We start from the raw sequence: 24,867 nt of genomic DNA, 5'->3' as shown, positions 1-24,867 counted from the left end.
TCGCCCCACTGGAGTCGATCATGGAGATAGAAGCGGGAGGGCCGGCACCCGATCGGTGCCGGCCCTCCCGTGGAGTCCCCGTAGGTCAGCTGCAACCGCTGGTGGAGCCGCAGCCCTCACAGACGTAGCAGCTACCGGCCGGGCGCATCTTCGTGCCGCAGGTGAAGCAGAGCGGCGCGTCGGCGGCCTTGCCGATCACGGCCTCCAGCAACTCGGTGGAGGAGCCCACGGCGGGTGCCGGCTTGGCGGCGGCCACCTCGGCCAACTCCAGGGCCGGCTGGGCCAGCGGGCCGGTCCTGGGCTCGATCGTCTCCACCGGGGCCGAGGACGCCATGGCGGTCAGGTCCGTGCCGCTGGCCTCTGCCTCGGCCTCGGCCCGCAACTGCGCGGCCCGCTCCTTGGCGGTGAAGATGCCCAGCTCGGCACGGCGCTCGTAGGGCAGGAAGTCCAGCGCCAGGCGACGGAAGATGTAGTCCATCACCGAGGCGGCCATCCGCACGTCCGGGTCGTCGGTCATGCCGGCCGGCTCGAAGCGCATGTTGGTGAACTTGCTGACGTACGTCTCCAGCGGGACGCCGTACTGCAGGCCGATGGAGATGGCCACCGAGAAGGCGTCCATCACCCCGGCCAGGGTGGAGCCCTGCTTGGACATCTTGAGGAAGACCTCGCCGAGCCCGTCGTCCGGGTAGGACGAGGCGGTGAGGTAACCCTCCGCGCCGCCGACGGAGAAGGAGACCGTCTCCGACGCGCGCTTCTTCGGCAGCCGCTTGCGCACCGGGCGGTACTCGACGACCTTCTCCACGGCGGCCGGGGCCGGCGCCTCGACGACGGCCGGGGCGGCGGTCTTGTTCGGCTTGGCCACCGAGAGCGGCTGGCCGACCTTGCAGTTGTCCCGGTAGATCGCCAGCGCCTTCAGGCCGAGCTTCCAGCCCTCGAAGTAGATCTTCTCGACGTCGGCGACGGTGGCCTGCTCCGGCATGTTGACGGTCTTGGAGATGGCACCCGAGATGAACGGCTGGACGGCCGCCATCATCCGGACGTGGCCCATCGGGGCGATGGACCGCTCGCCCATCGCGCAGTCGAAGACCGGGTAGTGCTCCGGCTTGAGGCCGGGGGCGTCCACCACGTGACCGTGGTCGGCGATGTGCTCGACGATCGCCTCGACCTGCTCCTCGGGGTAGCCGAGGCTACGCAGGGCGCGCGGCACGGTCTGGTTGACGATCTGCATCGAGCCGCCGCCGACCAGCTTCTTGAACTTCACCAGCGCCAGGTCCGGCTCGACCCCGGTGGTGTCGCAGTCCATCATCAGACCGATGGTGCCGGTGGGCGCCAGCACGGCGGCCTGCGAGTTGCGCCAGCCGTACCGGTCACCGACCTTGTTGCCCTCGGTCCACTGCCGGGTGGCCTCCCGGGCGATGGCGGTGGCCACCGTGCCGGCCGGCTTGATGGCGTCGTTGGCGGCGGCGTGCTTGCGCATCACCCGCTTGTGCGGCTCGGCGTTGCGGGCGTAGCCGTCGTACGCGCCGACGATCGCGGCCAGCTCGGCCGACCGACGGTACGCGGTGCCGGTCATCAGCGAGGTGATCGAAGCGGCGACCAACCGGCCCTGCTCCGAGTCGTACGGCAGGCCGGAGGCCATCAGCAGCGCGCCCAGGTTGGCGTAGCCGATGCCGAGCTGCCGGAAGGCGCGGGTGGTCTCGCCGATCTTCTCGGTCGGGAAGTCGGCGAAGCAGATCGAGATGTCCATCGCGGTGATGACGAACTCGACCGACCGGACGAACTTCTCCACCTCGAAGCCGCCGTCGGCGCGGAGGAACTTCATCAGGTTCAACGACGCCAGGTTGCACGAGGAGTTGTCCAGGTGCAGGTACTCCGAGCACGGGTTCGACGCGGTGATCCGGCCGGTCTCCGGGCAGGTGTGCCAGTCGTTGATCGTGTCGTCGTACTGCAGGCCCGGGTCCGCGCACTCCCAGGCGGCCTGGGCGATGGTGCGGAACAGCTTCTGGGCATCGATGGTCTCGATGGTCTGCCCGTCGAGCCGGCCCCGCAGGTCGAAGCCGCCGCCGTTCTCCACCGCCGCCATGAACTCGTCGGAGACCCGGACCGAGTTGTTGGCGTTCTGGTACTGGACGCTGACGATGTCGTTGCCGCCGAGGTCCATGTCGAAGCCGGCGTCCCGCAGCGCGCGGATCTTGTCCTCCTCGCGCGCCTTGGTGGTGACGAACTCCTCGATGTCCGGGTGGTCCACGTCGAGGATGACCATCTTGGCCGCGCGCCGGGTGGCGCCGCCGGACTTGATGGTGCCGGCGGAGGCGTCCGCGCCGCGCATGAAGCTGACCGGGCCGGAGGCGGTGCCGCCGGAGGAGAGCAGCTCGCGTGACGAGCGGATGCGGGACAGGTTGACCCCGGAGCCGGAGCCGCCCTTGAAGATCAGCCCCTCCTCCTTGTACCAGTCCAGGATCGAATCCATCGAATCATCCACAGAAAGGATGAAACAGGCGCTCACCTGAGCCGGCGACGGGGTGCCGACGTTGAACCAGACCGGCGAGTTGAAGCTGAACACCTGGTGCAGCAGCATCCAGGTCAGCTCGTGCGCGAAGATCTCCGCGTCGGCCGGGTTGGCGAAGTAGCCGTGCTGCTCACCGGCGGCCCGGTAGGTCTTGACCACCCGGTCGATGAGCTGCTTGAGCGACCACTCCCGTTCCAGGGTCCCCACCGCGCCCCGGAAGTACTTGGTGGTGACGATGTTCGCCGCGTTGACGCTCCACGACTCGGGGAACTCCACCCCGCGCTGCTCGAAGTTGATCGAGCCGTCCCGCCAGTTGGTCATGACGATGTCGCGGCGCTCCCACGCCACCTCGTCGTACGGGTGCACGCCCTCGGTCGTCCAGACCCGCTGCACCTTGAGCCCCGTCACCGCGCCGTTCTTCGCCGCCCGCGTCCGGCTTGTTGTCACGCCGTCCCCCGCCATCTCATCGGCCCCCTCGTCTGCGCGGCCACCCGCCACGCGTCGTCACTGTCGGAATCCAGGTCGCTGTCAGAAAAGCTGTCATTCGGTACGGTCGGCGGCCTCGGCCGCGTCGACACGGGCCTGCGCGGCGGCCCGGAGTGTCTCGATCTCCCGCTCGAAGTCGGCCAGCGAGTCGAACGAGCGGTAGACGCTGGCGAAGCGGAGGTAGGCCACCTCGTCCAGGTCGCGCAGTGGGCCCAGGATCGCCAGCCCCACGTCGTGGCTCGGCAGCTCGGCCGCCCCCTTGGCCCGGACGGTCTCCTCGACCTTCTGCGCCAGCAGCGCGATGGAGTCCTCGTCGACCGGCCGACCCTGGCAGGCCTTGCGTACCCCACCGATGATCTTCGTCCGGCTGAACGGCTCGGTCACCCCGCTGCGCTTGACCACCGCGAGCACGGCCTCCTCGACCGTGGTGAACCGCTTGCCGCATTCCGGGCAGGAGCGCCGCCGCCGGATCAGCTGGCCGTCGTCGGCCTCGCGCGAGTCGACCACCCGGGAGTCGGCGTGCCGGCAGTACGGACACCGCATCGCCCGACCTCCTTGATCGACCGTGGGCCCGCCACCCACCTCCGGGCACGCGTCGACCCGGCGGAGCCGGCGTCACCGGCCGTCGCCGTGGTCGACGATACGGGAGTGCGGTGGGTAGTCGAACCCAACCTGTGGGCAACTTACGCCCGTGTGACTACTACATCTAGGGGTCGACCGTAGGCCGCCGACCGGGTCGGGTCAAGTTGCCCGGGTGTCCGGCGCGTCACGCCCGAGCCGCCTCCCCCACCCCCGTGACCACCTCGTCACACCCGGACGTCGACAGCTCCAACCGACCGGACCACCGGGAGGTTACCGGCCGTCCGGCCAGCTCCGACGGAACGGATGACCGACCCGGGACGTGTCGACCCGTCGAACACGGGTTCGACAAGGACGTACCATCTACCAGAACAGACGTACGAGATGCCAGGCTTTCCGTCCGACACGCCGGGGCGCGTCGTACAGATGTTTGAAAATGACCGATCTCACCTATACGGTCATGAACGACCGGGCACGGCGCACCACGTCGGTCCCGGCACCGCGACACCCCCGCACGCACCACGAGCCGCCAAGGCACCCAGCGCCGACCAGGGAGGACGGACGTGACCGAGGACCGGGTCAACCGGCAGAAGAACCCGCAGCCGATCGCCGAGGCGGGTCCCCCGGCCACTCGGCGTCCCCGCGCCGCCCGCAGCCGGACCGGCCAGCCGGCCGTCCGGCAGGTCACCCCGGTGGTCAGCGGCTTTCCCGACCCGACCGCCGTCGACCTCACCGCCCGGCAGCGCCGCATCCTGGAGTTCATCCGCAGCTGGGTGGAGCGGCACGGCTACCCGCCGAGCGTCCGCGAGATCGGCGAGGCGGTCGGTCTGGTCTCCCCGTCCAGCGTCGCCTACCAGCTCAAGGAGCTGGAAAAGAAGGGCTTCCTGCGCCGCGACCCCAACCGCCCCCGCGCGGTGGACGTCCGCGCCCCCCACGACGCCGACGACGAGCTGAGCCGCGCCCAGCGCCCCACCCCGGCGTACGTGCCGATGCTGGGCCGGATCGCGGCCGGAGGGCCGATCCTGGCCGAGCAGGCGGTGGAGGACGTGTTCCCGCTCCCCCGCGAACTGGTGGGTGAGGGCGAGGTCTTCATGCTCCAGGTCAAGGGCGACTCGATGCTCGACGCGGCGATCTGCGACGGCGACTGGGTGGTGGTCCGGCAGCAGCCGATCGCCGAGGCCGGTGACATCGTCGCCGCCATGCTCGACGGCGAGGCGACCGTCAAGACCTACCGGCGACGCGACGGTCACGTCTGGCTGATGCCGCAGAACCCGGCCTTCGATCCGATCCCCGGCGACGACGCCACCATCATGGGTCGGGTCGTCGCCGTGCTCCGCCGGATCTGACCCCACCTCGACCGGCCGCCTCCGTCGGAGGCGGCCGGCGCTGCCCTCAGCGGCTGTTCCCCGTCGCGGCGATCGCCGTGCCCCCTCCGGGGTATCCGTTGGTGGCGATCGCCGTGCCCCCTCCGGGGGGGTATCCGTGGCGACGGTCGCCGTGCGTCGCGCCGGGTGATTCAGTAGCGTTCGCCGCTGCGGCCGGGGGGTGGGCCGCCCCGCCGGTCATCAGCGCCGCCGTCACGGCGCGGACCGGAACGCGGCTCGCGGGGGCCGGCCTCGCGCCGCGGCGGTTCGGCCCGTCCACCGCCGTAGACACCGTCCCTACCGGCCGGAGCGCCACCCCGCCCGCCCGCCGGGCCGGCGCCGCGCCCACCAGCCGGAGCACCGCCGCGCCCACCAGCGGGAGCACCGCCGTGGCCGCCCGGCGGACCACCACGCCCGCCCGGCGGCGTGCCGCCACGTCCATCCGCCGGACCACCACCACGTCCACCGACCGGACCACCACCACGTCCATCCGGCGGCGTGCCGCCCCGGCCACCCGGCGGCGTGCCGCCTCCGGCCACCGGGGCACCGCCACGGGCCCCCGGAGGAGCACCACGCCCACCGACCGGCGCACCACCGCGCCCCCCGGCGGGAGCACCGCCGCGCGGGTCGGCGGCGGCCGGCGCACCGCCCCGGGCACCACCGCGTGGGACGGTGCGTGGGGCACCGCCGCCCGGGGCACCGCCGCCCGGGGCACCACCGCGCGGGCCGGCGCCGTTGACCGGCGGACCGCCGGCCGGGGCGGCACCGTAGACACCGCCGCCGGCCGGGCGACCGCCACCGTAGACACCACCACCCGCCGGACGCCCGCCGCCCGCCGGGGCACCGCCGCCCGGGCCTGCGGGGGGAGCCGCCCCGGCCGCGGCCGGGGGTCGGCCGCCGCCGTAGACCGCGCCGCCGGCCGGGCGGGCGGGCGCACCACCGGCCGCCGCCGGAGCGCCGTAGACGCCGCCACCACCACGGGCCGGCTCGGCACCCCGGGGGGACTCACCGGCCGGTAAGCTCCCGGCCCGGGACACCGCACCGGAGGTGAAGACCTCGTCGTCGGGATCGTCCGACTCCTCGCCGGCCGTGGCGGCCCGCCGCCGGGAGCGCACGATCCCGACGATGCCGGCCCCGACCAACACCACACCGACCACCCCGACCGCGGCGATCAGGTAGGTGATCTGGTCCAGGCTGAGGTTGTCGTACCAGGACTTGTCGGCCGCCGGCTTGACCCCCGCCGCGCCCTCGACCGCCTCGGCGCCCTTGGTGGACGGGGTGTAGCCGAGGATGTCGATCGGGTCCTCCGGCGAGAGTTCCCCACCGTCGGAGACCGTCACGAACCCGGTGCCGTCCGGGGTGTACGAGATGGCCTCGCCGAACGGGTCGGCCAGCGGGGTGACCCGGGGCTTGCCGGTCGTCAGGGCGGCCACGATGTCGTCGCCACTGACGTCGTACTCGAAGGCGTCGGCGTAGGTGCGCAGGACCACCTTGCTGCCGTCGGGCGAGCGGGCCGCCCCGGTGATGGCCACCCGGCCGATGATGTTGAGCGGGTTGTCGGTGGTGGTCTTCGGCAGGGTGATCTCGCCGACCTTCTTCATCGGCACCGGCTCGGTGTTGCCGCCGCTGTCGAGCTTCGCCTCCGGGGTGTAGATCTCCGCCTTGCCGCTGGGCACCTTGGTGATCACCAGGGGCAGCCCGTCCGTGCCGATCAGCAGCGCTTCGGCGTCGTGCGGTTTGCGCTCCGGGTACGACAGCCGGTGCAGCACCGGCTGCTTGGACCCGCTGACCGGCATCGTCCAGACCGCGACCCGGGTACGCCGCTCCCGACTGGTGACGTTGTCACCGGTGTCGGCGATCCAGAGGGTCTTGTCGTCCGGCGAGAGGGCCAGGTCCTCGGTGTCGAACGGGCCGTCACCGGAGTACTTCACCGGCTCCTTGGCGACCTTGCACTTGGTGTCGAGGAAGAAGACCCGCTTGCGGCCCTCCTCCAGGGTGCCGTCGTTGATCACGATGTAGCCGGTCTTCGTGGCGACCAGCCCGGACAGCTCCCGCAGCCGCTCGTCGGTGATCGTGCACCGCTTCTTACCGGCGACGGCGGCGGCGAGCGGTATCGCCCCGACGGGGGCAGCCAGTGCTGACGCCACCCCGTCGGGGGCGGCCAGGACCGGTGCTGCCCCGGCGGTGGCAGCGGAGACCGGTGCCGCTCCGGCGGCAACGGCGGGTGCCACGGCCGCGCCGAACAGGGCGAGGGCAACCGTGACCGAGGAGACAGCGCGGCGCATGGCGTCAGTGTCGCATGCCGCCATGAACCTCAGGTCACACCGCAGCGCTCACCGACTACCGGCTACCGCCGGGTCACCCGCCGCCACGAACGGCGTCAACTCGGCGGCGAGCGCCTCCCCCACCCGGACGTGCAGCAGCGTGCCCTCCGGCAGGTGGGAGGTGCTGAGCACCTCGCCCTGCCGGTGCAGCCGGGCGACCAGGTCACCCCGGTCGTACGGCAGGACCGCGCGGACCTCGACGGCGGGGCGGGGCAGCCGCTGCTCGATCACCTCGCGCAGCCCGTCGAGACCACGCCCACTGTGCGCGGAGACGAAGACCGCGTCGGGCCAGAGCCGCTTGAGCCGCAGCAGGGTCTCCTCGTCGGCGGCGTCGGTCTTGTTGACCACCAGCAGCTCGGGCAGCCGGTCCGCGCCGACCTCGGAGAGCACCTCACGCACCGCGCGGACCTGCTCCTCCGGATCGGGGTGGGTGCCGTCGACCACGTGCACCACCAGATCGGCCTCGGCGACCTCCTCCAGCGTCGAGCGGAACGCCTCGACGATCTGGTGCGGCAGGTGCCGGACGAAGCCGACCGTGTCGGACAGCGTGTAGAGCCGCCCGTCCGCGGTGGTCGCCCGGCGGGTGGTCGGGTCCAGGGTGGCGAAGAGCGCGTTCTCCACCAGCACGCCCGCGCCGGTGAGCCGGTTGAGCAGGCTCGACTTGCCGGCGTTGGTGTAACCGGCGATGGCGACCGCGGGCACGGCGTTACGGGACCGGCGGGCGCGCTTGGTCTGGCGTACCGTCTTCATGGCCTTGATCTCCCGGCGAAGCCGGGCGATGCGGTTGCGGATGCGCCGCCGGTCGGTCTCCAGCTTGGTCTCACCGGGGCCACGCAGGCCCACGCCGCCGCCGGCGCCGCCACCGCGCCCGGAGCCACCGCTCTGCCGGGAGAGCGACTCGCCCCAACCCCGCAACCGGGGCAGCAGGTATTCGAGCTGGGCCAGCTCGACCTGCGCCTTGCCCTCTTTGCTCTTGGCGTGCTGGGCGAAGATGTCGAGGATCAGCGCGGTACGGTCGACCACCTTGACCTTGGTGCGCTGCTCCAGGTTGCGCAGCTGGGACGGGGACAGCTCACCGTCGCAGATCACCGTGTCGGCCCCGGTGGAGAGCACCGCCGCGCTGAGGTCGTCGACCTTGCCCCGGCCGACGTACGTCGCCGGGTCGGGGCGGCTGCGGCGCTGGATCAGCCCTTCGAGCACCTGGGAACCGGCCGTCTCGGCCAGCGCCGCCAGCTCGGTCAGCGAGTTGTCGGCGTCGCGTTGGCTGCCCTCGGTCCAGACCCCGACGAGGACGACCCGCTCCAGCCGGAGCTGGCGGTATTCGACCTCGGTGACGTCGGTCAGCTCGGTGGAGAGGCCGGGGACCCGCCGCAACGCCTGCCGCTCCGACAGCTCGTACTCACCGGTCGTGGCGTCGAGGTCGTCGTCCGAGAAGGGGGTGTGGGTCTCCTGGTCTCGCAAGCTGCGTCTCCTGTCCGTTCTGTGCATGTACCGAGTAATCCTGACACGGGTCAACGCGGAACGCGACCGCTATATGCCCGTGGTACAGGTCGCCGAACGCGGGGGCGGCTGCCGCCGTGGCCCGGTGGGCGAGTAGAAATGCTGACGAGCCGCCAGCGACGACGGAGGTATTTCCGTGGCCATCACCAGACTGCCAAGTGCCGGATTCTCGATCACGATCCGGATCGCGGTCCCCGCGGACGCCTCCTCGATCGGCCGGCTGACCACGTCGGTCGGCGAGGCCGGCGCGATCGTCACCGCGCTGGACGTGGTCGACTCCGACCCGACCAACGTGATCGTCGACCTCACCTGCGACACCGCCGACGCCGGCCACGCCGACCAGGTCGTCGAGGCGCTCACCGCGCTCGACGGGGTGGACGTGCGCAAGGTCTCCGACCGCACGTTCCTGCTGCACCTGGGCGGCAAGATCGAGGTGCACTCGAAGGTCGGGCTGCGGACCCGCGACGAGCTGTCCCGGGCGTACACCCCGGGGGTGGCCCGGGTCTGCATGGCGATCGCGGAGAACCCGGCGGACGCCCGGCGGCTGACCATCAAGCGCAACACGGTCGCCGTGGTCAGCGACGGCTCGGCCGTGCTCGGCCTGGGCAACCTCGGCCCGGCGGCGTCGCTGCCGGTGATGGAGGGCAAGGCGGCGCTGTTCAAGCGCTTCGGCGGGGTGGACGCCTGGCCGGTGGTGCTGGACACCCAGGACACCGACGAGATCGTGGCGATCGTCAAGGCCATCGCCCCCGCGTACGGCGGGATCAACCTGGAGGACATCGCCGCGCCGCGCTGCTTCGAGATCGAGGCCCGGCTGCGGGAGCTCCTGGACATCCCGGTCTTCCACGACGATCAGCACGGCACCGCGATCTGCGTGCTGGCCGCGCTGACCAACGCGCTGCGCGTGGTGGGCAAGCAGCTCGCGGACGTCCGGGTGGTCGTCTCCGGGGCCGGCGCGGCCGGCACCGCGATCATGAAGCTGCTGCTGCGCCAGGGCGTCGGCGACATCATCGCGTACGACCGGCAGGGTGCCCTGCACCGTGGGCTGACCGGGCTCAACCCGGCCTGGCAGTGGCTGGCCGAGAACACCAACCGGGACAACTACTCCGGCGACCTGGCCGGCGCGGTCCGGGGCGCGGACGTCTTCATCGGGGTGAGCGCCCCCAACCTGCTCACCGGCGACGACGTCGCCACCATGGCCAAGGACGCGATCGTCTTCGCGCTGGCCAACCCCGATCCGGAGGTCGACCCCCGGGAGGCCCGCAAGCACGCCGCGATCGTCGCCACCGGCCGCTCCGACCAGCCGAACCAGATCAACAACGTGCTCGCCTTCCCCGGGGTGTTCCGGGGCATGCTCGACGCGCACGCCGAGGAGTTCACCGAGGAGATGGCGATCGCGGCGGCCCGCGCCATCGCCGACGTGGTCGGCGAAGACAAGATCAACCCGACGGTGATCGTGCCGAGCGTCTTCGACTCACGGGTCGCCCCGGCGGTCGCCGCCGCCGTCCGCGCCGCCGCCCAGAACCCGGCGGCGACGCCACCCCCGGCCGCCGACCCCGGCCCCGCCGACCTCCCCGAGGTAGCCGCCACCGCCAGCGCCACCCCCTGACAGTGATGAGGTGGGAGCGGGCCACCCGGCCGGTCCGACTCACCCTCTGACGTACCAGACACGCCGGCCACCTGTCGGTCCGGCACCCATTTGAGCCACTCAATGGGGTCGATGTGGCGGTATCGCCGGTACTGCGATACCGCTACATCGGCCCACAGGAGTCGATCATGACGGCCAGGACCCACCCGGGCAGGGGCGAGCAGGGCACCCGGCAGCCCGGCAGGGATGGGTTATCGCGGGTGTAGGGCAGTGGGGGTCAGAGTGCCGGTGGCGGTGAGGGCGGCGGGGCCGGCCAGCCAGCAGGAGTCTTCGGTGACGGTGATGGTGAGGCGGCCACCGGGGACGTCGACCGTGATCGTGCCGGTGTCCCGGGCGGCGTCGCGCAGGGCCACCGCGGCGACCGCGCAGGCGCCGGTGCCGCAGGAGAGGGTTTCCGCCGAGCCGCGCTCGTAGACCCGCATCAGCACGTGGCCGTCGGAGCCGTCCAGCGGGCCGCCGGGGGTGGTGAACTCGACGTTCACCCCGTGCGGGAAGACCCGGGGGTCGAAGTCGGGCGCGCGGGTCAGGTCCAGCTCGGCCAGGTCGATGCCGGCCGGTAGGGCGCAGACCAGGTGCGGGTTGCCGACGTCCACCGCCATGCCGGGCAGGGTGAGCCCGCCCAGGGTGGCATGCGACGTGTCGTACAGCCGGGGGCGGCGCATCTCGACGGCGATGGTGTCGCCGTCGACCCGGGCCCGCACCAGGCCGGCGCGGGTGGCCACCGGCAGGGTGCCGTCGGTCGCGGTGGCCAGCCCGGTCGCGAGCAGGTAGCGGACGAAGACCCGGGCCCCGTTGCCGCACATCTCGGCGAACGAGCCGTCGGCGTTCCAGTAGTCCATGAACCACTCGGCCGTATCGGCGAGTGCCACCCCGTCGGGGTGCTTCGCGGCGCGCACCACCCGCAGCACGCCGTCGCCGCCGAGTCCGCGTCGTCGGTCGCAGATCCCGGCGACCAGGTCGGGTGTCAGGTCGAGGGCGCCGTCCGGGTCGGGCAGGATGACGAAGTCGTTGCCGGTGCCGTGACCCTTGGTGAACTCCACGCCCCCATCATTGCCGATGCGCGGCGACCACCCGCAGCGCAGTGTCGACAAACGTCGGCGACGTGGGGTCCAGCCAGTGGATCCGCTGGTCCCGGCGGAACCAGGAGCGTTGCCGTCGGACGAACCGCCGGGTGGCCCGGACCGTCTCGTCGCGGGCCTGCGCCTCGTCGGTCTCCCCGGCCAGGAACCGCAGCACCTGCTGGTAGCCGAGCGCCCGGCTGGCCGTCCGTCCCTCGGCCAGGCCGTGCCCGCACAGCGCGCGGACCTCGGCGACCAGCCCGTCGGCCCACATCCGGTCGACCCGCAGCGCGATCCGCTCGTCCAGCAGCGCGGTGTCCAGGTCCACCCCGAGCTGCACCGCCGGGTAGTACGGGGTCGGGTCGGGCAGCGAGGCGGTGAACGGGGCCCCGGTCAGCGCGATCACCTCCAGGGCCCGGACGATGCGTCGACCGTTGCCGGGCAGGATGCCGGCCGCCGCGACCGGGTCCGCCTCGGCCAGCCGGGCGTACAGCGGGGCCGGACCGAGGTGCGCCAGCTCCGCCTCCAGCCGTCCGCGTACCACCGGGTCGGTGCCGGGGAACTCGAACTGCTCCAGCACCGCCCGCACATACAGGCCGGAGCCGCCGACCAGCAGCGGCACCCGCCGCCGGGCCAGGATGTCGTCGACCGCCGCGCGGGCCAGCGGCTGGTATTCGGCGACGCTGGCCGGCGCGGTGACCGGCCAGATGTCCAGCAGGTGGTGCGGCACCCCGTCCCGCTCGGCCGGGGTGAGCTTGGCGGTGCCGATGTCCATGCCCCGGTAGAGCTGCATCGAGTCGGCGTTGACCACCTCACCACCCAGGGCGTGCGCCAGGGCGATGCTCAGCGCCGACTTGCCCGCCGCGGTCGGCCCGACCACGGCCACGACCGTGCCGCTCACCGCGCCGGCCCGCCGGTCCATGCCCCGCCCGGTCCGACGGCAACCGGCACCGTCGCATCCGCCTGGTCCTCGCCCGGTCCCGCCTGCGTCGGCCGGGACCACGAGGCCACCAGGTAGCCCACCCCGTAGGGATGCGAGTGGTGGCGCAGTTCGCCGCGCCAGTCGCCGCCGGCCGCGCGGACCGCGCCGGCCAGCACCTGCCAGGCGGGCCGGCCGGCGGCCCCCAGCTGCGCCGAGACCGCCGGGTCCAGGCCGAGCAGCGCGTCGGCGTCCGCGTCGGCCAGGGCCCGGGCCACCCCCTCGTCGTACGCCCCGGCGCGCGGGTCGTCGTAGCCGGGCGCCTTCGGGCCGTGGCAGGACGAGCCGTCGCCCAGCACCAGCAGGGCCCACGGCCCGTCCACCCCGAGTCCGGCCCCGAGGGCGGCACACCGGTCGACCGGCTCGTCGGGCCCGACGCTCACCATCCGCCAGGCCGTCGGCGTCGGGGGGGCGACCCGGTCGACCAGCCAGGCCCCGACCAGCAGACTCAGCGGCAGCAGATCGTCGCCGCTGCCGGGGTCGGTACGGGCCGATCCCCCGCCGAGGCGCACCGCCAGGGGCAATCCCCAGGGGGCGAAGCTGCCCTGCCGGGGCAGGTCCAGTTCGGCGGTGTGCCCACCGGAGCCGACCAGCACGACGGTGGCCGCCCCGGCGGCGTAGAGGGCGGTGACCGCGGCGGCACAGGCGGCGCGGAGTTCCGCCAGTTCGGGCGCGGCGGCCCCGGCCAGCTCGGGCACGATCAGCGGCGGATGCGGGCAGACGGCGGCGGCGACCAGGGGCACCAGGCAACGTTAGCGGCCCGGCCCCGACCGCCCCGCCTGCCCCACCGCTGCGGCAGCCCGCCACCGGACCCACCCGGTCGGCAACGCGACGCCCGAACCGACCCGGTCGGCAGCCCGCCACCGGACCAACCTGGCCGGCAGCACGACGCCCGGACCGTCCCGGGCGGCAGCCCGAACGCCCGGACCGTCCCGGCCGGCAGCCCGACGCCGGGATCAGCGCCGCCGCCCGGACCCACCCGGTCGGCAACCCCGATGCCGGGATCAGCCCGGTTGGCCGCCCCAGCCGCCCTGGACCATGGTCTGGAACCGCCACTGCCCACCGGTGCGGACCAGCAGGTCGGCGTAGCGCACCCGCTGGCGTGCGCCGTCGAGGGTGAACTCGGCCTCGGTGAGCACCACGGCCAGGCTCCGGGTGAGGAAGTACGGCGTGCGGCGGCTCTCCATCCGCAGGTCGCCACCGCCACCGAGCACGCCGCCCATCATCTCCAGGTATGCCGCCCGGTCGAGCTGACGCGCGGAGCCCTCACCCGCCGCGTCGTCGGTGACCGTGTTCAGCGGGAACATCGCCAACTCGGCGGTGCCGGCGACGTCACCCGCCTCGGCCAGGGCGTCGTAGTGGCGGAACCACTCGTCCAACTCGGCGAAATCGGCCGCGTCGGGCACGAAACCGGGGTCGGCCGGGGGCGTCATCCGGGTCTGGGACTGGGTCATCCTGCTCCTCCTCGCCCGCCCGTCGATCGGGCGGCAGCATCTCGTACGTCGTACGGTACAGCGTACGGCGGATTGCGACACTCCCCCCGCGGAGTCTGTGTGTGGGTGCTAGGACACCGTATGGTCACGGTCAGAGACAGGCGCTCGACGCGGACGGGGGCGGACCTGTGACAATGCCGGGAGCAAGTTGGCTGCGCCGTGGCGGCGATCGCGGGGGGTTTCCCGTCGACGCCGGGAGAACGAGGATGTGCACATGAGCGACTGGACTGCCTTCGGACGGGTGGACGCGGACGGCACCGTGTACGTGAAGACCAGCGAGGGCGAGCGGGTGGTCGGATCCTGGCAGGCGGGGGCCCCCGAGGAGGGGCTGGCCCACTTCGCCCGCCGCTTCGCCGACCTGGTCACCGAGGTGGACCTGACCGAGGCCCGGCTCAACTCCGGCGCCGCCGACGCGGGTGGTTCGCTGAGCACGGTCCGGCGGATCCGTGGCTCGCTGGCCGAGGCGCACGTCGTCGGGGACATCGACGCCCTCGCCGCGCGCCTGGACAAGCTCGCCGTCGTCGCCGAGGAGAAGGCCGGCGAGGCCCGCGCCGCCCGGGAGGCTGCCCGGGGTGAGGCGCTCGCCCGCAAGACCGCCCTGGTCGAGGAGGCCGAGAAGCTGGCCGCCGAGTCGACCGGCTGGAAGACCGCCGGTGACCGGCTCAAGGAGATCCTCGACGAGTGGAAGACCATCCGGGGGGTCGACAAGAAGGCCGACGGTGAGCTGTGGAAGCGGTTCGCCGCCGCCCGGGACGGCTTCACCCGGCGTCGGGGCGCCCATTTCGCCTCCCTCGACCAGCAGCGCAAGCAGGCGCACACGGCCAAGGAGGAGCTGGTCGCCGAGGCCGAGAAGCTCTCCGACTCCACCGACTGGGCGGCCACCGCCAACCAGCTCAAGGAACTGATGAACCAGTGGAAGGCCGCCCCGCGCGCCTCCAAGGAGTCGGAGCAGAAGCTCTGGGAACGGTTCCGCGCCGCGCAGGACGCCTTCTTCAGCCGGCGCAGCGAGGTCTTCTCGGCCCGGGACAACGAGCAGCGGGCCAACCTGGAGCGCAAGCAGGCGCTCCTGGTCGAGGCCGAGGCGTTGGACGTCGACGGTGACCCGAAGGGTGCACAGGCCAGGCTGCGGGACATCCAGGCCCAGTGGCACGAGGCCGGCCGGGTGCCCCGGGAGGCGGCCACCAGCCTGGAACGGCGACTGCGGGCGATCGACGACAAGGTCCGCGAGGTGATGGACTCCGCCTGGCGGCGGACCACCAAGGAGGACAACCCGCTGCTCGCGCAGATGCGGGCGCAGGTCGCCGAGGCCGAGGAGCGGCTCGCCCGGGCCCAGGCCGCCGGGGACGCCCGTCGGGTCAAGGAGGCCGAGCAGGCGCTCGCCTCCAAGCGGCAGTTCCTCCAGCTCGCCGAGCAGGCCGCCGGCTGAGCAGGCCGCCGGCTGAGCAGAGCCGATCCGTGAGCCCCCGGTCCCGTCTGGGACCGGGGGCTCACGCGTACCCGGATCGCCGGGGACCCACCGACGGGTCGGCGGGAGGGGCGCGGGGGCGGGCGCGGGGCCAGCGGTTGACGCATCGAGGCCGGCTGATCAGAATGAGCGGCAGAGCCAGGTCGATCCCACCGGCGCGAGGGCACCGACGACGGACACCGTCGTCGGGAGTCGCCGGTGCACCGCAGCGAGTGGCCGCGTCCACGTGACCCGGCGTGCCGCGCACTGTCCGCGTACCCCCGCAGGAGCGGGACGGGCGGGCGGCGGCCGGTGAATCCCTGGTTCTCCGCCCTGCGTCGCCGTCGCGACGCCGGGCATTCGAAGTGGAGCCCGTATGTACCGACCCCGCATCATCGGCGCTGCGCTCACCGCGCTCGCCACCGCCGCGGCCGGCGTGCTCGTCGCCACGGCCATCAGCACCACGCCGGCCGCCGCCGCAGTCGGCGGCACCGGCACCGGTTACCTGCACACGAACGGCAACAAGATCGTCGACGCCACCGGCGCGACGGTACGGCTGACCGGCATCAACTGGTTCGGCATGGAGACCGACAACCGGACGTTCCACGGCCTGTGGTCGAACAACCCGTGGCGCGGGCAGCTCGACAAGATGGCCAGCCTGGGCTACAACACGCTGCGCGTCCCGTACTCGAACGACTCGGTGAAGCCGGGCGCGACGGCCAGCGGGATCAACGACTTCGTCAACCCGGACCTGGTCGGGCTCTCGCCGTTGCAGATCCTGGACAAGGTGATCGCCTACGCCGGCAGCAAGGGCATGCGGGTCATCCTGGACCGGCACCGGCCGACGGCGGCCGGGCAGTCGCCGCTCTGGTACACCCCGACGGTCTCCGAGGCGACCTGGCTCGCCGACTGGAAGATGCTGGCCCAGCGGTATGCCGGCAACACCACGGTGATCGGCGCGGACCTGCACAACGAGCCGCACGCCGAGGGCACCAACCCGGCCGCCACCGGCGCCTGCTGGGGCTGCGGCGACACCACCCGGGACTGGCGGCTGGCCGCCGAGCGGGCCGGCAACGCCATCCTCGGCGTGCAGCCGAACTGGCTGATCTTCGTGGAGGGGGTGAGCTGCCCCAGCGGCGGCCTGTCGAACGTCTGGGACAACGACCCCAGCAACGACGAGGACTGCGGCTGGTGGGGTGGCAACCTGTCCAAGGCCGGGCAGTTCCCGGTCCGGCTGAACGTGGCGAACCGGCTGGTCTACTCGCCGCACGAGTACGCCACCAGCGTCTACGAGCAGAACTGGTTCAAGGCCGCCGACTACCCGGCGAACCTGCCGGCGATCTGGGACAGGTACTGGGGTTACCTCTACAAGCAGAACATCGCCCCGATCATGATGGGTGAGTTCGGCAGCACCCTGGCCGACCCCCGGGACAAGGTGTGGCTGGAGAAGTTGATGGCCTACACCGGCACCGGGGTCAACGGGATGTCCTTCACCTACTGGTCGTGGAACCCGAACTCGGGTGACACCGGGGGCATCGCGCTGGACGACTGGACCAACATCAACACCGCCAAGCAGGCGATCCTCCAGCCGTACCTGATCGCGCCGGTGGGTGGCGGGACCGACCCGACCGGCACCCCGACGCCGACGCCGACCACCACCGGCCCGACGACGCCGCCGCCGACCACCACCCCGCCGCCGACCACCACGCCCCCGCCGACCGGTGGCTGCACCGCCACCTACAAGCAGGTCAGCGCGTGGCAGGGTGGTTTCCAGGGCGAGCTGACGGTGAAGAACACCAGTTCGTCGGCGGCCAACCCCTGGTCGGTGACCTGGGCCTGGCCGGCCGGGGTCACCCTGGTCAGCGGTTGGAACGCCACCGTCACCCAGTCCGGCACGACGGTGACCGCCGCCGGGCCGAGCTACGCGCCGTCCCTGGCGGCGGGCGCGTCGGTCACCGTGGGCTTCACCGCCAACGGTACGGCCGCCGCCCCGGCCACGGTGAAGCTCCAGGGCACCGCCTGCTGAGCCGAGACCGTCCGTAGTGCCCACCGGCGGGTCGCCGGTCGACGTTGCCCGTCGGCCGGCGACCCGCCTGCCGGATCGCCGCCCGCGCACCGATCGGGGTCCGCCGCTCGCGGGCCCCGGTCGGGGTCGGCCCGCCCCCGGGCAGGGGGCGCCGCCGGACCCGACGGGTCAGTGCGCGGCGCAGCCGGTCGTCGGCGCGGGCGGCGCGGCCGGCACACCGACCGTGGGCAACCCGAGCACCACCCCGGGGGTACGCGGGGCGCGGCCCGCCTCGGCGGCGTCACCGGCCCGGGTGCGCCGGTGCGCCAGCGGGGCGCCGTCGGCGTTGAGGTGGTGCGGGGCGGCGTACGTGATGGTGGTGTGCACGATGTCCCCCGGCCGGATCGCGCCGGGCTGACTGCTCGCGCCGGGCTGGCCGGTCGCGCCGGTGGCGAAGTGCACCAGGCGGCCGTCGCGGGCCCGGCCGGAGAGCCGGCCGGTGCGCTCGTCCTTGCGGCCCTCGCCGACGGCGACCAGCACCTCGACGGTCTCGCCGACCAGGCGCTTGTTCTCCGCCCAGGTGATCTCCTCGACCGTGGCGATCAGCCGCTCGTAACGCTCCTGCACCACCTGCTTGGGCAGTTGGTCGGGCATGGTGGCGGCCGGGGTGCCGGGGCGCTTGGAGTACTGGAAGGTGAACGCCGAGGAGAACCGGGCCGCGCGCACCACGTCCAGGGTGTGCTGGAAGTCGGCCTCGGTCTCGCCGGGGAAACCGACGATGATGTCGGTGGTGATCGCCGCGTCCGGCATCGCCGCCCGGACCTTGTCGATGATCCCCAGGTAGCGCTCGGACCGGTAGGACCGACGCATCGCCTTGAGCACGTCGTCGGAGCCGGACTGCAACGGCATGTGCAGCGAGTGGCAGACGTTCGGGGTCTCGGCCATCGCGGCGATCACGTCGTCGGTGAAGTCCTTCGGGTGCGGGCTGGTGAACCGGACCCGCTCCAGCCCGTCGATGTCGCCGCAGGCGCGCAGCAGCTTGCCGAAGGCGTACCGGTCGCCGAACTCGACGCCGTAGGAGTTGACGTTCTGGCCGAGCAGGGTCACCTCCAGCACCCCCTCGGCGACCAGGGCACGCACCTCGGCGAGGACGTCGCCGGGGCGGCGGTCCTTCTCCTTGCCGCGCAGGGCGGGCACGATGCAGAACGTGCAGGTGTTGTTGCAGCCCACCGAGATCGACACCCAGCCGGCGTACGTCGACTCGCGCCGGGCCGGCAGGGTGGACGGGAAGACGTCGAGGGATTCGAGGATCTCCACCTCGGCGGCGGTGTTGTGCCGGGCCCGTTCCAGCAGCACCGGCAGGGAGCCGATGTTGTGGGTGCCGAACACCACGTCCACCCAGGGGGCCTTGCGGACGATGTCGCCGCGGTCCTTCTGGGCCAGGCAGCCACCGACGGCGATCTGCATCCCCGGATGCCTGTCCTTCACGGGGCGCAGGTGACCGAGGTTGCCGTAGAGCCGGTTGTCGGCGTTCTCCCGGACGGCACAGGTGTTGAACACCACCACGTCCGGGTTGTCGTCGGCCTCGGCGAGCCGCACGTAACCTGCCTGTTCCAGCAGGCCGGAGATGCGCTCGGAGTCGTGCACGTTCATCTGGCAGCCGTACGTGCGCACCTGGTAGGTGCGCGGGCTGCCCACGGCTGCGGTAGTCATGACATGCACAGCGTATCCGGGCCGCCCGGTCCGGGCCGACCGGGAAGACCCCCACGAGGAGAAGCCATGTGCCGGAGCATCAAGACCCTGCGTGAGCCGTACGTCCCGACGGTCACGCCGGCCGACATCGAGGCGGCGGCGTTGCAGTACGTGCGGAAGGTGTCCGGTTTCCGGGCCCCGGCCGCGCACAACGCGGCGGCGTTCGAGGCGGCGGTGAGCGCGGTGACCGCCGCCACCGCGACCCTGCTGGACCAGTTGCAGGTCCGGGGCGTCCGCCCCACCGCCGCGCCCTGACCCACCCGCTGGACCACCCGCCGTGGACGGGCCACCGGCTGACTCACCGGCTGCGCCCTGGCCCACCGGCCGTGGACGGGCCCGCAGCGGGCCGGACGGCCGCACCCGGCGGGTCCGGGTGGCGAACCCGCAGGACGGCCCGGGGCGGGTTGGTCAGGCGGGGGCGGTCAGGCGGCGGCCAGGGCCGGGTTGACCGAGTCGGGTGCCCAACGCGAGCGGCAGCACCGCGACCAGCCCCGACAGCCCGGGTGCGCCAGGGTGCAGAGCCGGCGGGCGGACAGCACCTCACCGTCGTCGGTCTCGGTCACCTCGAAGTGCACCGGGCGGATCGTGCCTCCCGGCGCGACCAGCAGGTGCCGGCCGGCGTCGAGGGTGTCGTCGGGCAGCAGGCAGTCCCGGTCGAGCAGCCGGGCCAGCGCGGCGACCGCGCTCAGCTCGTGCAGCGACTCGGGTACGCCGTAGCAGTCGACGATCGTGCCGAACTCCCCCGGGGCCTCCCAGACGTCGCAGATCACCGCGTACGTGGGCAGCCGGGCCGGATCGGCCACGGCCAGGGGCATCACCACCCGACCGAGCGCCTCGGCCAGGGCCGGGTACACCTCCACGGGTGCGGCGCGGTCGATTCTCCAGTTCCACAGCTCGGTCATGCCGCCTCCTCGCTGCGTTAGTCCCACCGGCCTCCGGATCGGGCCTTACTCACGATGGTGGGGGGCATTTGACCTCAACCGGGGGCAAGTTACCGGTCTGTGACCATTCCGGGCAAAATTTCCCAGTGCCTCATTGCACGGAGTAGCGGGAAGATGACAGTTTATCGGGTACGGTGCCCCCGGCTGGCCAGCCGGACGGCGCGTCAGCGGATGACGACCATCGACTCGCCCCGGGGCAGTAGTTCGCCGATCACCGTGCCGCCGGGCACCTCGCCGGCGAGCAGCAGCCCACCGGAGGTCTGCGCGTCGGCCAGCAGCAGCCGATCCTCCTCACCGGTCGACCCGAACCCGGTCCACGGCGCCACCCAGTCCAGGTTGCGGCGGGTGCCACCGCTGACGTACCCGTCGCGGACCGCCTCCCGGGCACCGGGCAGGTAGGGCACCCGGGCGGCGTCGATCGCCACCGTGAGCCCGCTCGCCCGGGCCAGCTTCGAGGCGTGCCCGAGCAGTCCGAAGCCGGTCACGTCGGTGCCGCAGCGGATACCGGCCGCGACGGCGGCGCGGGCCGCGTCCCGGTTGAGGGTGGTCATCAACGCCACCGCCTCGGCGGACACCTCACCGGTGGCCTTGTGCCGGGTGTTCAGCACCCCGACACCGAGTGGCTTGGTCAGCGACAGCGGCAGCCCGGCCCGGCCGCCGTCCAGGGTGATCAGCTCCTCGGGACGCACCAGCCCGGTCACCGCCAGCCCGTACTTGGGGCCGTCGTCGTCCACGCTGTGCCCGCCGGCCAGGTGGCAGCCGGCCTCCCGGGCCACGTCCTGACCGCCGCGCAGCACCTCCCGGGCCAGCTCCAGCGGGAGGGTGTCCCGGGGCCAGCAGAGCAGGTTCAGGGCGACCAGCGGGGTGCCGCCCATGGCGTACACGTCAGAGAGGGCGTTGGCGGCGGCGATCCGCCCCCAGTCGTAGGCGTCGTCGACGACCGGGGTGAAGAAGTCGGCGGTGGTGACCAGGCCGGTCCGCTCGTCCAGCCGGACCACCGCGGCGTCGTCGCCGTGGTCCAGGCCGACCAGCAACTCGGCGGTGCCGGTGGCCGGGCCGAGACCGGCGACCATCGCCTCCAGCTCTCCCGGCGGGATCTTGCAGGCGCAGCCGCCACCACGCGCGTACTCGGTCAGGCGGACCCGGTCGGTCATCCCCCCATGATCTCCGTCACCCGCCCGACCCGCCACCCGACGGGGCCGCCGGGTGGCGGAATTCGGACGCCGGAGCACACCTGACACCGGTGTTACCTCTCCGTGACCCGCTGAGTGGCGATCCGCCACGTCGCCCCGCCTACAGTGGCTCAACCGGGGGTCGACCGACCCCGCTTCCGGTACGACGACAGGGACGGTGGACGACGTGGCGACCGGCGAACCGCTGATCGTGCTGGACCGGGTCAATAAGTGGTTCGGCCCGCTGCACGTGCTGCACGACGTGTCACTCTCCGTCGACAAGGGCGAGGTCGTGGTGGTGATCGGGCCGTCCGGTTCCGGCAAGTCGACGCTGTGCCGGGCGATCAACCGGCTGGAGCCGATCAACGACGGCACGATCGTCTTCGACGGCCAGCCGCTGCCGGCCGAGGGCAAGGCGCTGGCGAAGCTGCGCAGCGAGGTCGGCATGGTCTTCCAGTCGTTCAACCTCTTCGCCCACAAGACCATCCTGGAGAACGTCGCACTCGGGCCGATCAAGGTCCGCAAGGAGAAGCCGGCCGCCGCCCGCGAGCGCGGCTTGGCCCTGCTCGACCGGGTCGGCATCGCCAACCAGGCCGACAAGTACCCGGCCCAGCTCTCCGGTGGCCAGCAGCAGCGGGCGGCGATCGCCCGCGCGCTGGCCATGCAGCCCAAGGCGATGCTCTTCGACGAGCCGACCAGCGCCCTCGACCCGGAGATGGTCGGCGAGGTGCTGGACGTGATGACCTCGCTGGCCAGCGAGGGCATGACGATGGTGGTGGTGACCCACGAGATGGGCTTCGCCCGGCACGCCGCCAACCGGGTGATCTTCATGGCCGACGGGCAGCTCGTCGAGGACGCCCCGCCGACGGAGTTCTTCGCCAACCCGCGCAGTGAGCGGGCCAGGGACTTCCTCTCCAAGATCCTCACGCACTAGGCGTCCGTAGTGGAGCGTGCCGGTCACCGGTGCATTCCGACGAAGAAGGAGATCAGTATGCGTATGAAGCGCGTGGCGGCAGTCGCCGCGGCGGCTACTCTGGCGCTCGGCCTGGCCGCCTGCGGCGGCGACGACGCCGACGAGGGCACCGGTTCCGGCAGCAAGTCCTTCGCCGCCGGCAGCACCATGGAGAAGCTCAACAAGGCGCAGAAGATCAAGGTCGGCACCAAGTTCGACCAGCCCGGCTTCGGCCAGAAGGGCCTGTCGGGCAAGCCGGAGGGCTTCGACGTCGAGGTGGCCAAGCTCATCGTCAAGGAGCTGGGCATCCCTGCCGACAAGATCGAGTACGTCGAGACGCCGTCGAAGGTCCGTGAGGACGCCATCGTCAACGGCACCGTCGACCTGGTCGCGGCGACCTACACGATCAACGACAAGCGCAAGGAGCGGATCGCCTTCGCGGGCCCGTACTACGAGGCCGGCCAGAACATCCTGGTCAAGAAGGACGACACCACCATCACCGGCCCGGACTCCTTCAAGGACGGCACCAAGAAGGTCTGCTCGGTGACCGGGTCCACCCCGGCCGAGGAGATCAAGAAGTCCATCAAGGACGTCGGCACCCAGCTGGTGCTCTTCGACACCTACCCCAAGTGCCGCGACGCCCTCAAGGGCGGCCAGGTCGACGCCGTCACCACCGACAACGTGATCCTGCTCGGCTACATCGCCGAGGACGAGGCGTCGTTCAAGCTGGCCGGCGACAACTTCACCAAGGAGCCGTACGGCATCGGGGTGAAGAAGGAGGACACCGACTTCCGCAACTTCATCAACGACACGTTGGAGAAGGCGTTCAACGACGGCAGCTGGAAGAAGGCGTGGGACGACACCGCCGGCAAGTTCGGCGCGGAGCTGGGCACCGCGCCCACCATCAACCGTTACTGATCTGACCTCGATCTGGAGGGTGGGGAGGAACACCGGCCCGTGAGTGTGCTCATCGACAAGTTCGACGTCTTCGCGGGTGGTTTCTGGCTCACCCTCCAGATCTGCGTGCTCGCCGCGATCGGCGCCCTGATCCTGGGCGCCGTCATGGCGGTGCTGCGCATCTCGCCGGTGCCGCCGCTGCGCGCCGTCGGCACCGCCTACGTGACCGTGTTCCGGAACATGCCGCTGACCGTGGTGATGTTCTTCGCCGCCTTCGGTCTGCCGGCGCTCGGCTCCAACGCCGACTTCCTGCGAATCCCGGTGCTGGACTCGCTCTTCACCCGGCTCGGCACCGACCTGCCGTACTTCCGCTTCGCGCTGCTCGCCCTGGTGCTCTATACCGCCGCGTTCGTCTGCGAGGCGCTGCGCTCCGGGGTCAACGCGGTGCCGCCAGGTCAGGCCGAGGCGGCCCGGTCGCTCGGCCTGACCTTCGGCCAGAACCTGCGGCACGTGGTGCTGCCGCAGTCCTGGAAGGCGTCGGTGGTCCCGCTCGGTTCGGTGATCATCGCGATGATCAAGAACTCGGCGCTGATCGGCTTCTTCGGCGTGGTCGGCGACCTGTCCCAGACCGCCGACCAGCTCACCTCCGCCGAGGGCTACGCCTTCATCCCGGTCGCCGTCGGCATCTCGATCGGCTACCTGATCATGACCGTGCCGCTCGGCGCACTGCTCGACCGGCTGGAGAAGCGACAGGCGGTGGCCCGATGAGTCAGCAGACCAGCGTCCTGTACGACGTCCCCGGTCCCCGCCAGCGACGGATCACCCTGATCGGCAGCATCGTCGCCACCGTGCTGCTGGCCGTCGGCGCGTACTTCCTGATCTACCGGCCGCTGGACGACAAGGGCCAGTTCTCGATGGAGCTGTGGGGGCCGCTGGTCGACCCCTCCCACGAGAACTTCTCCCAGGTCTGGGACCGGATCGGCTTCGGCCTGAAGAACACGCTGACCGCCGCGGTGCTGGCCATCGTCGCCTCGCTGGTGGTCGGCACCCTGCTCGGGTTGCTGCGAATCCAGCTCAAGAGCCTGACCCGGCGACGCTTCACCGGGCTGGCCACCCCGCTGGCATACCTGCTGCGCGGGTTGAGCGGCACCCTCTCGGCGGTCACCCGGGTCTGCGTCGAGGTCTTCCGGGGCCTGCCGGTGGTGCTCACCATCTTCTTCGTGGCTCGGGGCTTCCCCGAGTTCGGCATCTCGTTCGACTCGCTGTGGTACCTGGTCATCGGCCTGACCGTCTACAACTCCGTGGTCATCGCCGAGATCCTCCGCTCCGGCATGGAGGGGCTACCCGGCGGGCAGGCCGAGGCCGCCGCCGCGATCGGCCTCTCCCCCGCGCAGACCACCCGGATGATCCTGCTCCCCCAGGCGTTCCGGATCATGCTGCCGGCGCTGATCAGCCAGCTCGTCGTGGTGCTCAAGGACACCTCGCTGGGCTTCATCATCAGCTACGAGGAGACCCTCAACATCGGCAAGCAGCTCATCGGCGTGCTGGACAACCCGATCCAGGTCTACGTGGTGATCGCCGCGCTGTTCATCCTGTTCAACTACTCGCTGTCGAAGCTGGCCCAGTACGTCCAGCGGCGACTCTCCCGGGGCCGTAAGTCGGCCGGCACGTCGGCCCCGCAGCCCCCGGCCACCGCGCTCGTCTCGCAGGCCGAGGGCGGCGGAGGCGGCGGCGGCAACTGACACCCACCTGCACAAGCTGAGC

19 protein-coding genes and 1 pseudogene are annotated in these 24,867 nt (G+C 72.1%); 9 read left to right on the top strand and 11 right to left on the bottom strand.

The window, feature by feature from the left end; translation table 11 throughout:
* Nucleotides 1-85 precede the first annotated feature (85 nt).
* Nucleotides 86-2,971 carry a vitamin B12-dependent ribonucleotide reductase gene (locus GA0070216_RS22170; protein ID WP_091249554.1) on the bottom strand — a complete coding sequence of 962 codons (2,886 nt, stop codon included), beginning with the start codon at nucleotides 2,969-2,971 and terminating at the stop codon, nucleotides 86-88.
* A 78-nt stretch (nucleotides 2,972-3,049) separates the two neighbouring features.
* Nucleotides 3,050-3,538, bottom strand: a complete 489-nt coding sequence (nrdR, locus tag GA0070216_RS22165; protein WP_091249551.1) for a transcriptional regulator NrdR — start codon at nucleotides 3,536-3,538, stop codon at nucleotides 3,050-3,052.
* 599 nt (nucleotides 3,539-4,137) lie between these two features.
* On the opposite strand from nrdR, the gene lexA reads away from it, so the two are divergent.
* Nucleotides 4,138-4,920: a transcriptional repressor LexA gene (gene lexA, locus GA0070216_RS22160; protein ID WP_091249548.1), complete on the top strand. Its 783-nt coding sequence runs from the start codon at nucleotides 4,138-4,140 to the stop codon at nucleotides 4,918-4,920.
* Nucleotides 4,921-5,300: 380 nt separating this feature from the next.
* Here the strand turns inward: lexA and GA0070216_RS22155 are convergent.
* A pseudogene (locus GA0070216_RS22155) lies at nucleotides 5,301-7,223 on the bottom strand (hypothetical protein); the annotation flags it as partial.
* A gap of 48 nt (nucleotides 7,224-7,271) precedes the next feature.
* Nucleotides 7,272-8,723: a GTPase HflX gene (gene hflX, locus GA0070216_RS22150; RefSeq protein ID WP_091249542.1), complete on the bottom strand. Its 1,452-nt coding sequence runs from the start codon at nucleotides 8,721-8,723 to the stop codon at nucleotides 7,272-7,274.
* 175 nt (nucleotides 8,724-8,898) lie between these two features.
* On the opposite strand from hflX, the gene GA0070216_RS22145 reads away from it, so the two are divergent.
* Nucleotides 8,899-10,371 carry an NAD-dependent malic enzyme gene (locus GA0070216_RS22145; RefSeq protein WP_091249538.1) on the top strand — a complete coding sequence of 491 codons (1,473 nt, stop codon included), beginning with the start codon at nucleotides 8,899-8,901 and terminating at the stop codon, nucleotides 10,369-10,371.
* 230 nt (nucleotides 10,372-10,601) lie between these two features.
* Here the strand turns inward: GA0070216_RS22145 and dapF are convergent, their stop codons facing one another.
* The 4 genes from dapF to GA0070216_RS22125 all read right to left on the bottom strand — a co-directional run bounded on the left by dapF (nucleotide 10,602) and on the right by GA0070216_RS22125 (nucleotide 13,901).
* Entirely contained in the window at nucleotides 10,602-11,450 is an 849-nt protein-coding gene (gene dapF / locus GA0070216_RS22140) for a diaminopimelate epimerase (RefSeq protein WP_091249535.1), read from the bottom strand.
* 7 nt (nucleotides 11,451-11,457) lie between these two features.
* A complete protein-coding gene (miaA, locus tag GA0070216_RS22135) occupies nucleotides 11,458-12,390 on the bottom strand; it encodes a tRNA (adenosine(37)-N6)-dimethylallyltransferase MiaA (RefSeq protein WP_091249532.1) in 933 nt (310 codons plus the stop codon).
* Nucleotides 12,366-13,190, bottom strand: coding sequence for a class III extradiol ring-cleavage dioxygenase family protein (locus GA0070216_RS22130; protein WP_245722640.1), 825 nt, complete (start codon nucleotides 13,188-13,190; stop codon nucleotides 12,366-12,368). The genes miaA and GA0070216_RS22130 overlap by 25 nt, the downstream gene beginning before the upstream one ends.
* Before the next feature lie 261 nt (nucleotides 13,191-13,451).
* The gene (locus GA0070216_RS22125; RefSeq protein ID WP_218108255.1) at nucleotides 13,452-13,901 is read right to left on the bottom strand and encodes a hypothetical protein; all 450 of its coding nucleotides are present in this window, start codon (nucleotides 13,899-13,901) and stop codon (nucleotides 13,452-13,454) included.
* A 253-nt stretch (nucleotides 13,902-14,154) separates the two neighbouring features.
* Between GA0070216_RS22125 and GA0070216_RS22120 the strand changes: the two genes are divergently transcribed.
* Nucleotides 14,155-15,366: a DUF349 domain-containing protein gene (locus tag GA0070216_RS22120; protein ID WP_091249529.1), complete on the top strand. Its 1,212-nt coding sequence runs from the start codon at nucleotides 14,155-14,157 to the stop codon at nucleotides 15,364-15,366.
* 394 nt (nucleotides 15,367-15,760) lie between these two features.
* A complete protein-coding gene (locus GA0070216_RS22115) occupies nucleotides 15,761-17,410 on the top strand; it encodes a cellulase family glycosylhydrolase (RefSeq protein ID WP_091249525.1) in 1,650 nt (549 codons plus the stop codon).
* Between the two features lie 168 nt (nucleotides 17,411-17,578).
* Here GA0070216_RS22115 and miaB read toward each other — a convergent pair whose 3' ends face one another.
* Nucleotides 17,579-19,102 carry a tRNA (N6-isopentenyl adenosine(37)-C2)-methylthiotransferase MiaB gene (gene miaB, locus GA0070216_RS22110; protein WP_091249522.1) on the bottom strand — a complete coding sequence of 508 codons (1,524 nt, stop codon included), beginning with the start codon at nucleotides 19,100-19,102 and terminating at the stop codon, nucleotides 17,579-17,581.
* A 66-nt stretch (nucleotides 19,103-19,168) separates the two neighbouring features.
* Here miaB and GA0070216_RS22105 point away from each other — a divergent pair, with 66 nt between their 5' ends.
* Nucleotides 19,169-19,396: a DUF2277 family protein gene (locus GA0070216_RS22105; protein WP_091249519.1), complete on the top strand. Its 228-nt coding sequence runs from the start codon at nucleotides 19,169-19,171 to the stop codon at nucleotides 19,394-19,396.
* 167 nt (nucleotides 19,397-19,563) lie between these two features.
* On the opposite strand, the gene GA0070216_RS22100 is transcribed toward GA0070216_RS22105, so the two are convergent.
* Both GA0070216_RS22100 and selD read right to left on the bottom strand, forming a co-directional pair.
* Nucleotides 19,564-20,043, bottom strand: a complete 480-nt coding sequence (locus tag GA0070216_RS22100) for a hypothetical protein (RefSeq protein ID WP_091249517.1) — start codon at nucleotides 20,041-20,043, stop codon at nucleotides 19,564-19,566.
* A 203-nt stretch (nucleotides 20,044-20,246) separates the two neighbouring features.
* Complete coding sequence (gene selD / locus GA0070216_RS22095; RefSeq protein ID WP_091249514.1) at nucleotides 20,247-21,236, bottom strand: selenide, water dikinase SelD; 990 nt, start codon at nucleotides 21,234-21,236, stop codon at nucleotides 20,247-20,249.
* Nucleotides 21,237-21,432: 196 nt separating this feature from the next.
* On the opposite strand from selD, the gene GA0070216_RS22090 reads away from it, so the two are divergent.
* The 4 genes from GA0070216_RS22090 to GA0070216_RS22075 are packed head-to-tail and all read left to right on the top strand — an operon-like array spanning nucleotide 21,433 to nucleotide 24,845.
* Nucleotides 21,433-22,188 (top strand): amino acid ABC transporter ATP-binding protein, encoded by a 756-nt coding sequence (locus GA0070216_RS22090; protein ID WP_091249511.1) that lies wholly within the window; start codon nucleotides 21,433-21,435, stop codon nucleotides 22,186-22,188.
* A 57-nt stretch (nucleotides 22,189-22,245) separates the two neighbouring features.
* Nucleotides 22,246-23,124, top strand: coding sequence for a glutamate ABC transporter substrate-binding protein (locus tag GA0070216_RS22085; protein ID WP_091249507.1), 879 nt, complete (start codon nucleotides 22,246-22,248; stop codon nucleotides 23,122-23,124).
* Between the two features lie 39 nt (nucleotides 23,125-23,163).
* Complete coding sequence (locus GA0070216_RS22080; RefSeq protein WP_091249504.1) at nucleotides 23,164-23,871, top strand: amino acid ABC transporter permease; 708 nt, start codon at nucleotides 23,164-23,166, stop codon at nucleotides 23,869-23,871.
* Entirely contained in the window at nucleotides 23,868-24,845 is a 978-nt protein-coding gene (locus GA0070216_RS22075) for an amino acid ABC transporter permease (protein WP_091249501.1), read from the top strand. The genes GA0070216_RS22080 and GA0070216_RS22075 overlap by 4 nt, the downstream gene beginning before the upstream one ends.
* Nucleotides 24,846-24,867: the final 22 nt, after the last annotated feature.

The organism is Micromonospora matsumotoense, from assembly GCF_900091525.1.
GTDB lineage: Bacteria > Actinomycetota > Actinomycetes > Mycobacteriales > Micromonosporaceae > Micromonospora > Micromonospora matsumotoensis.
Note: the sequence above shows the minus strand (reverse complement) of the source record. Positions and strands in the feature narration are given on the sequence as shown.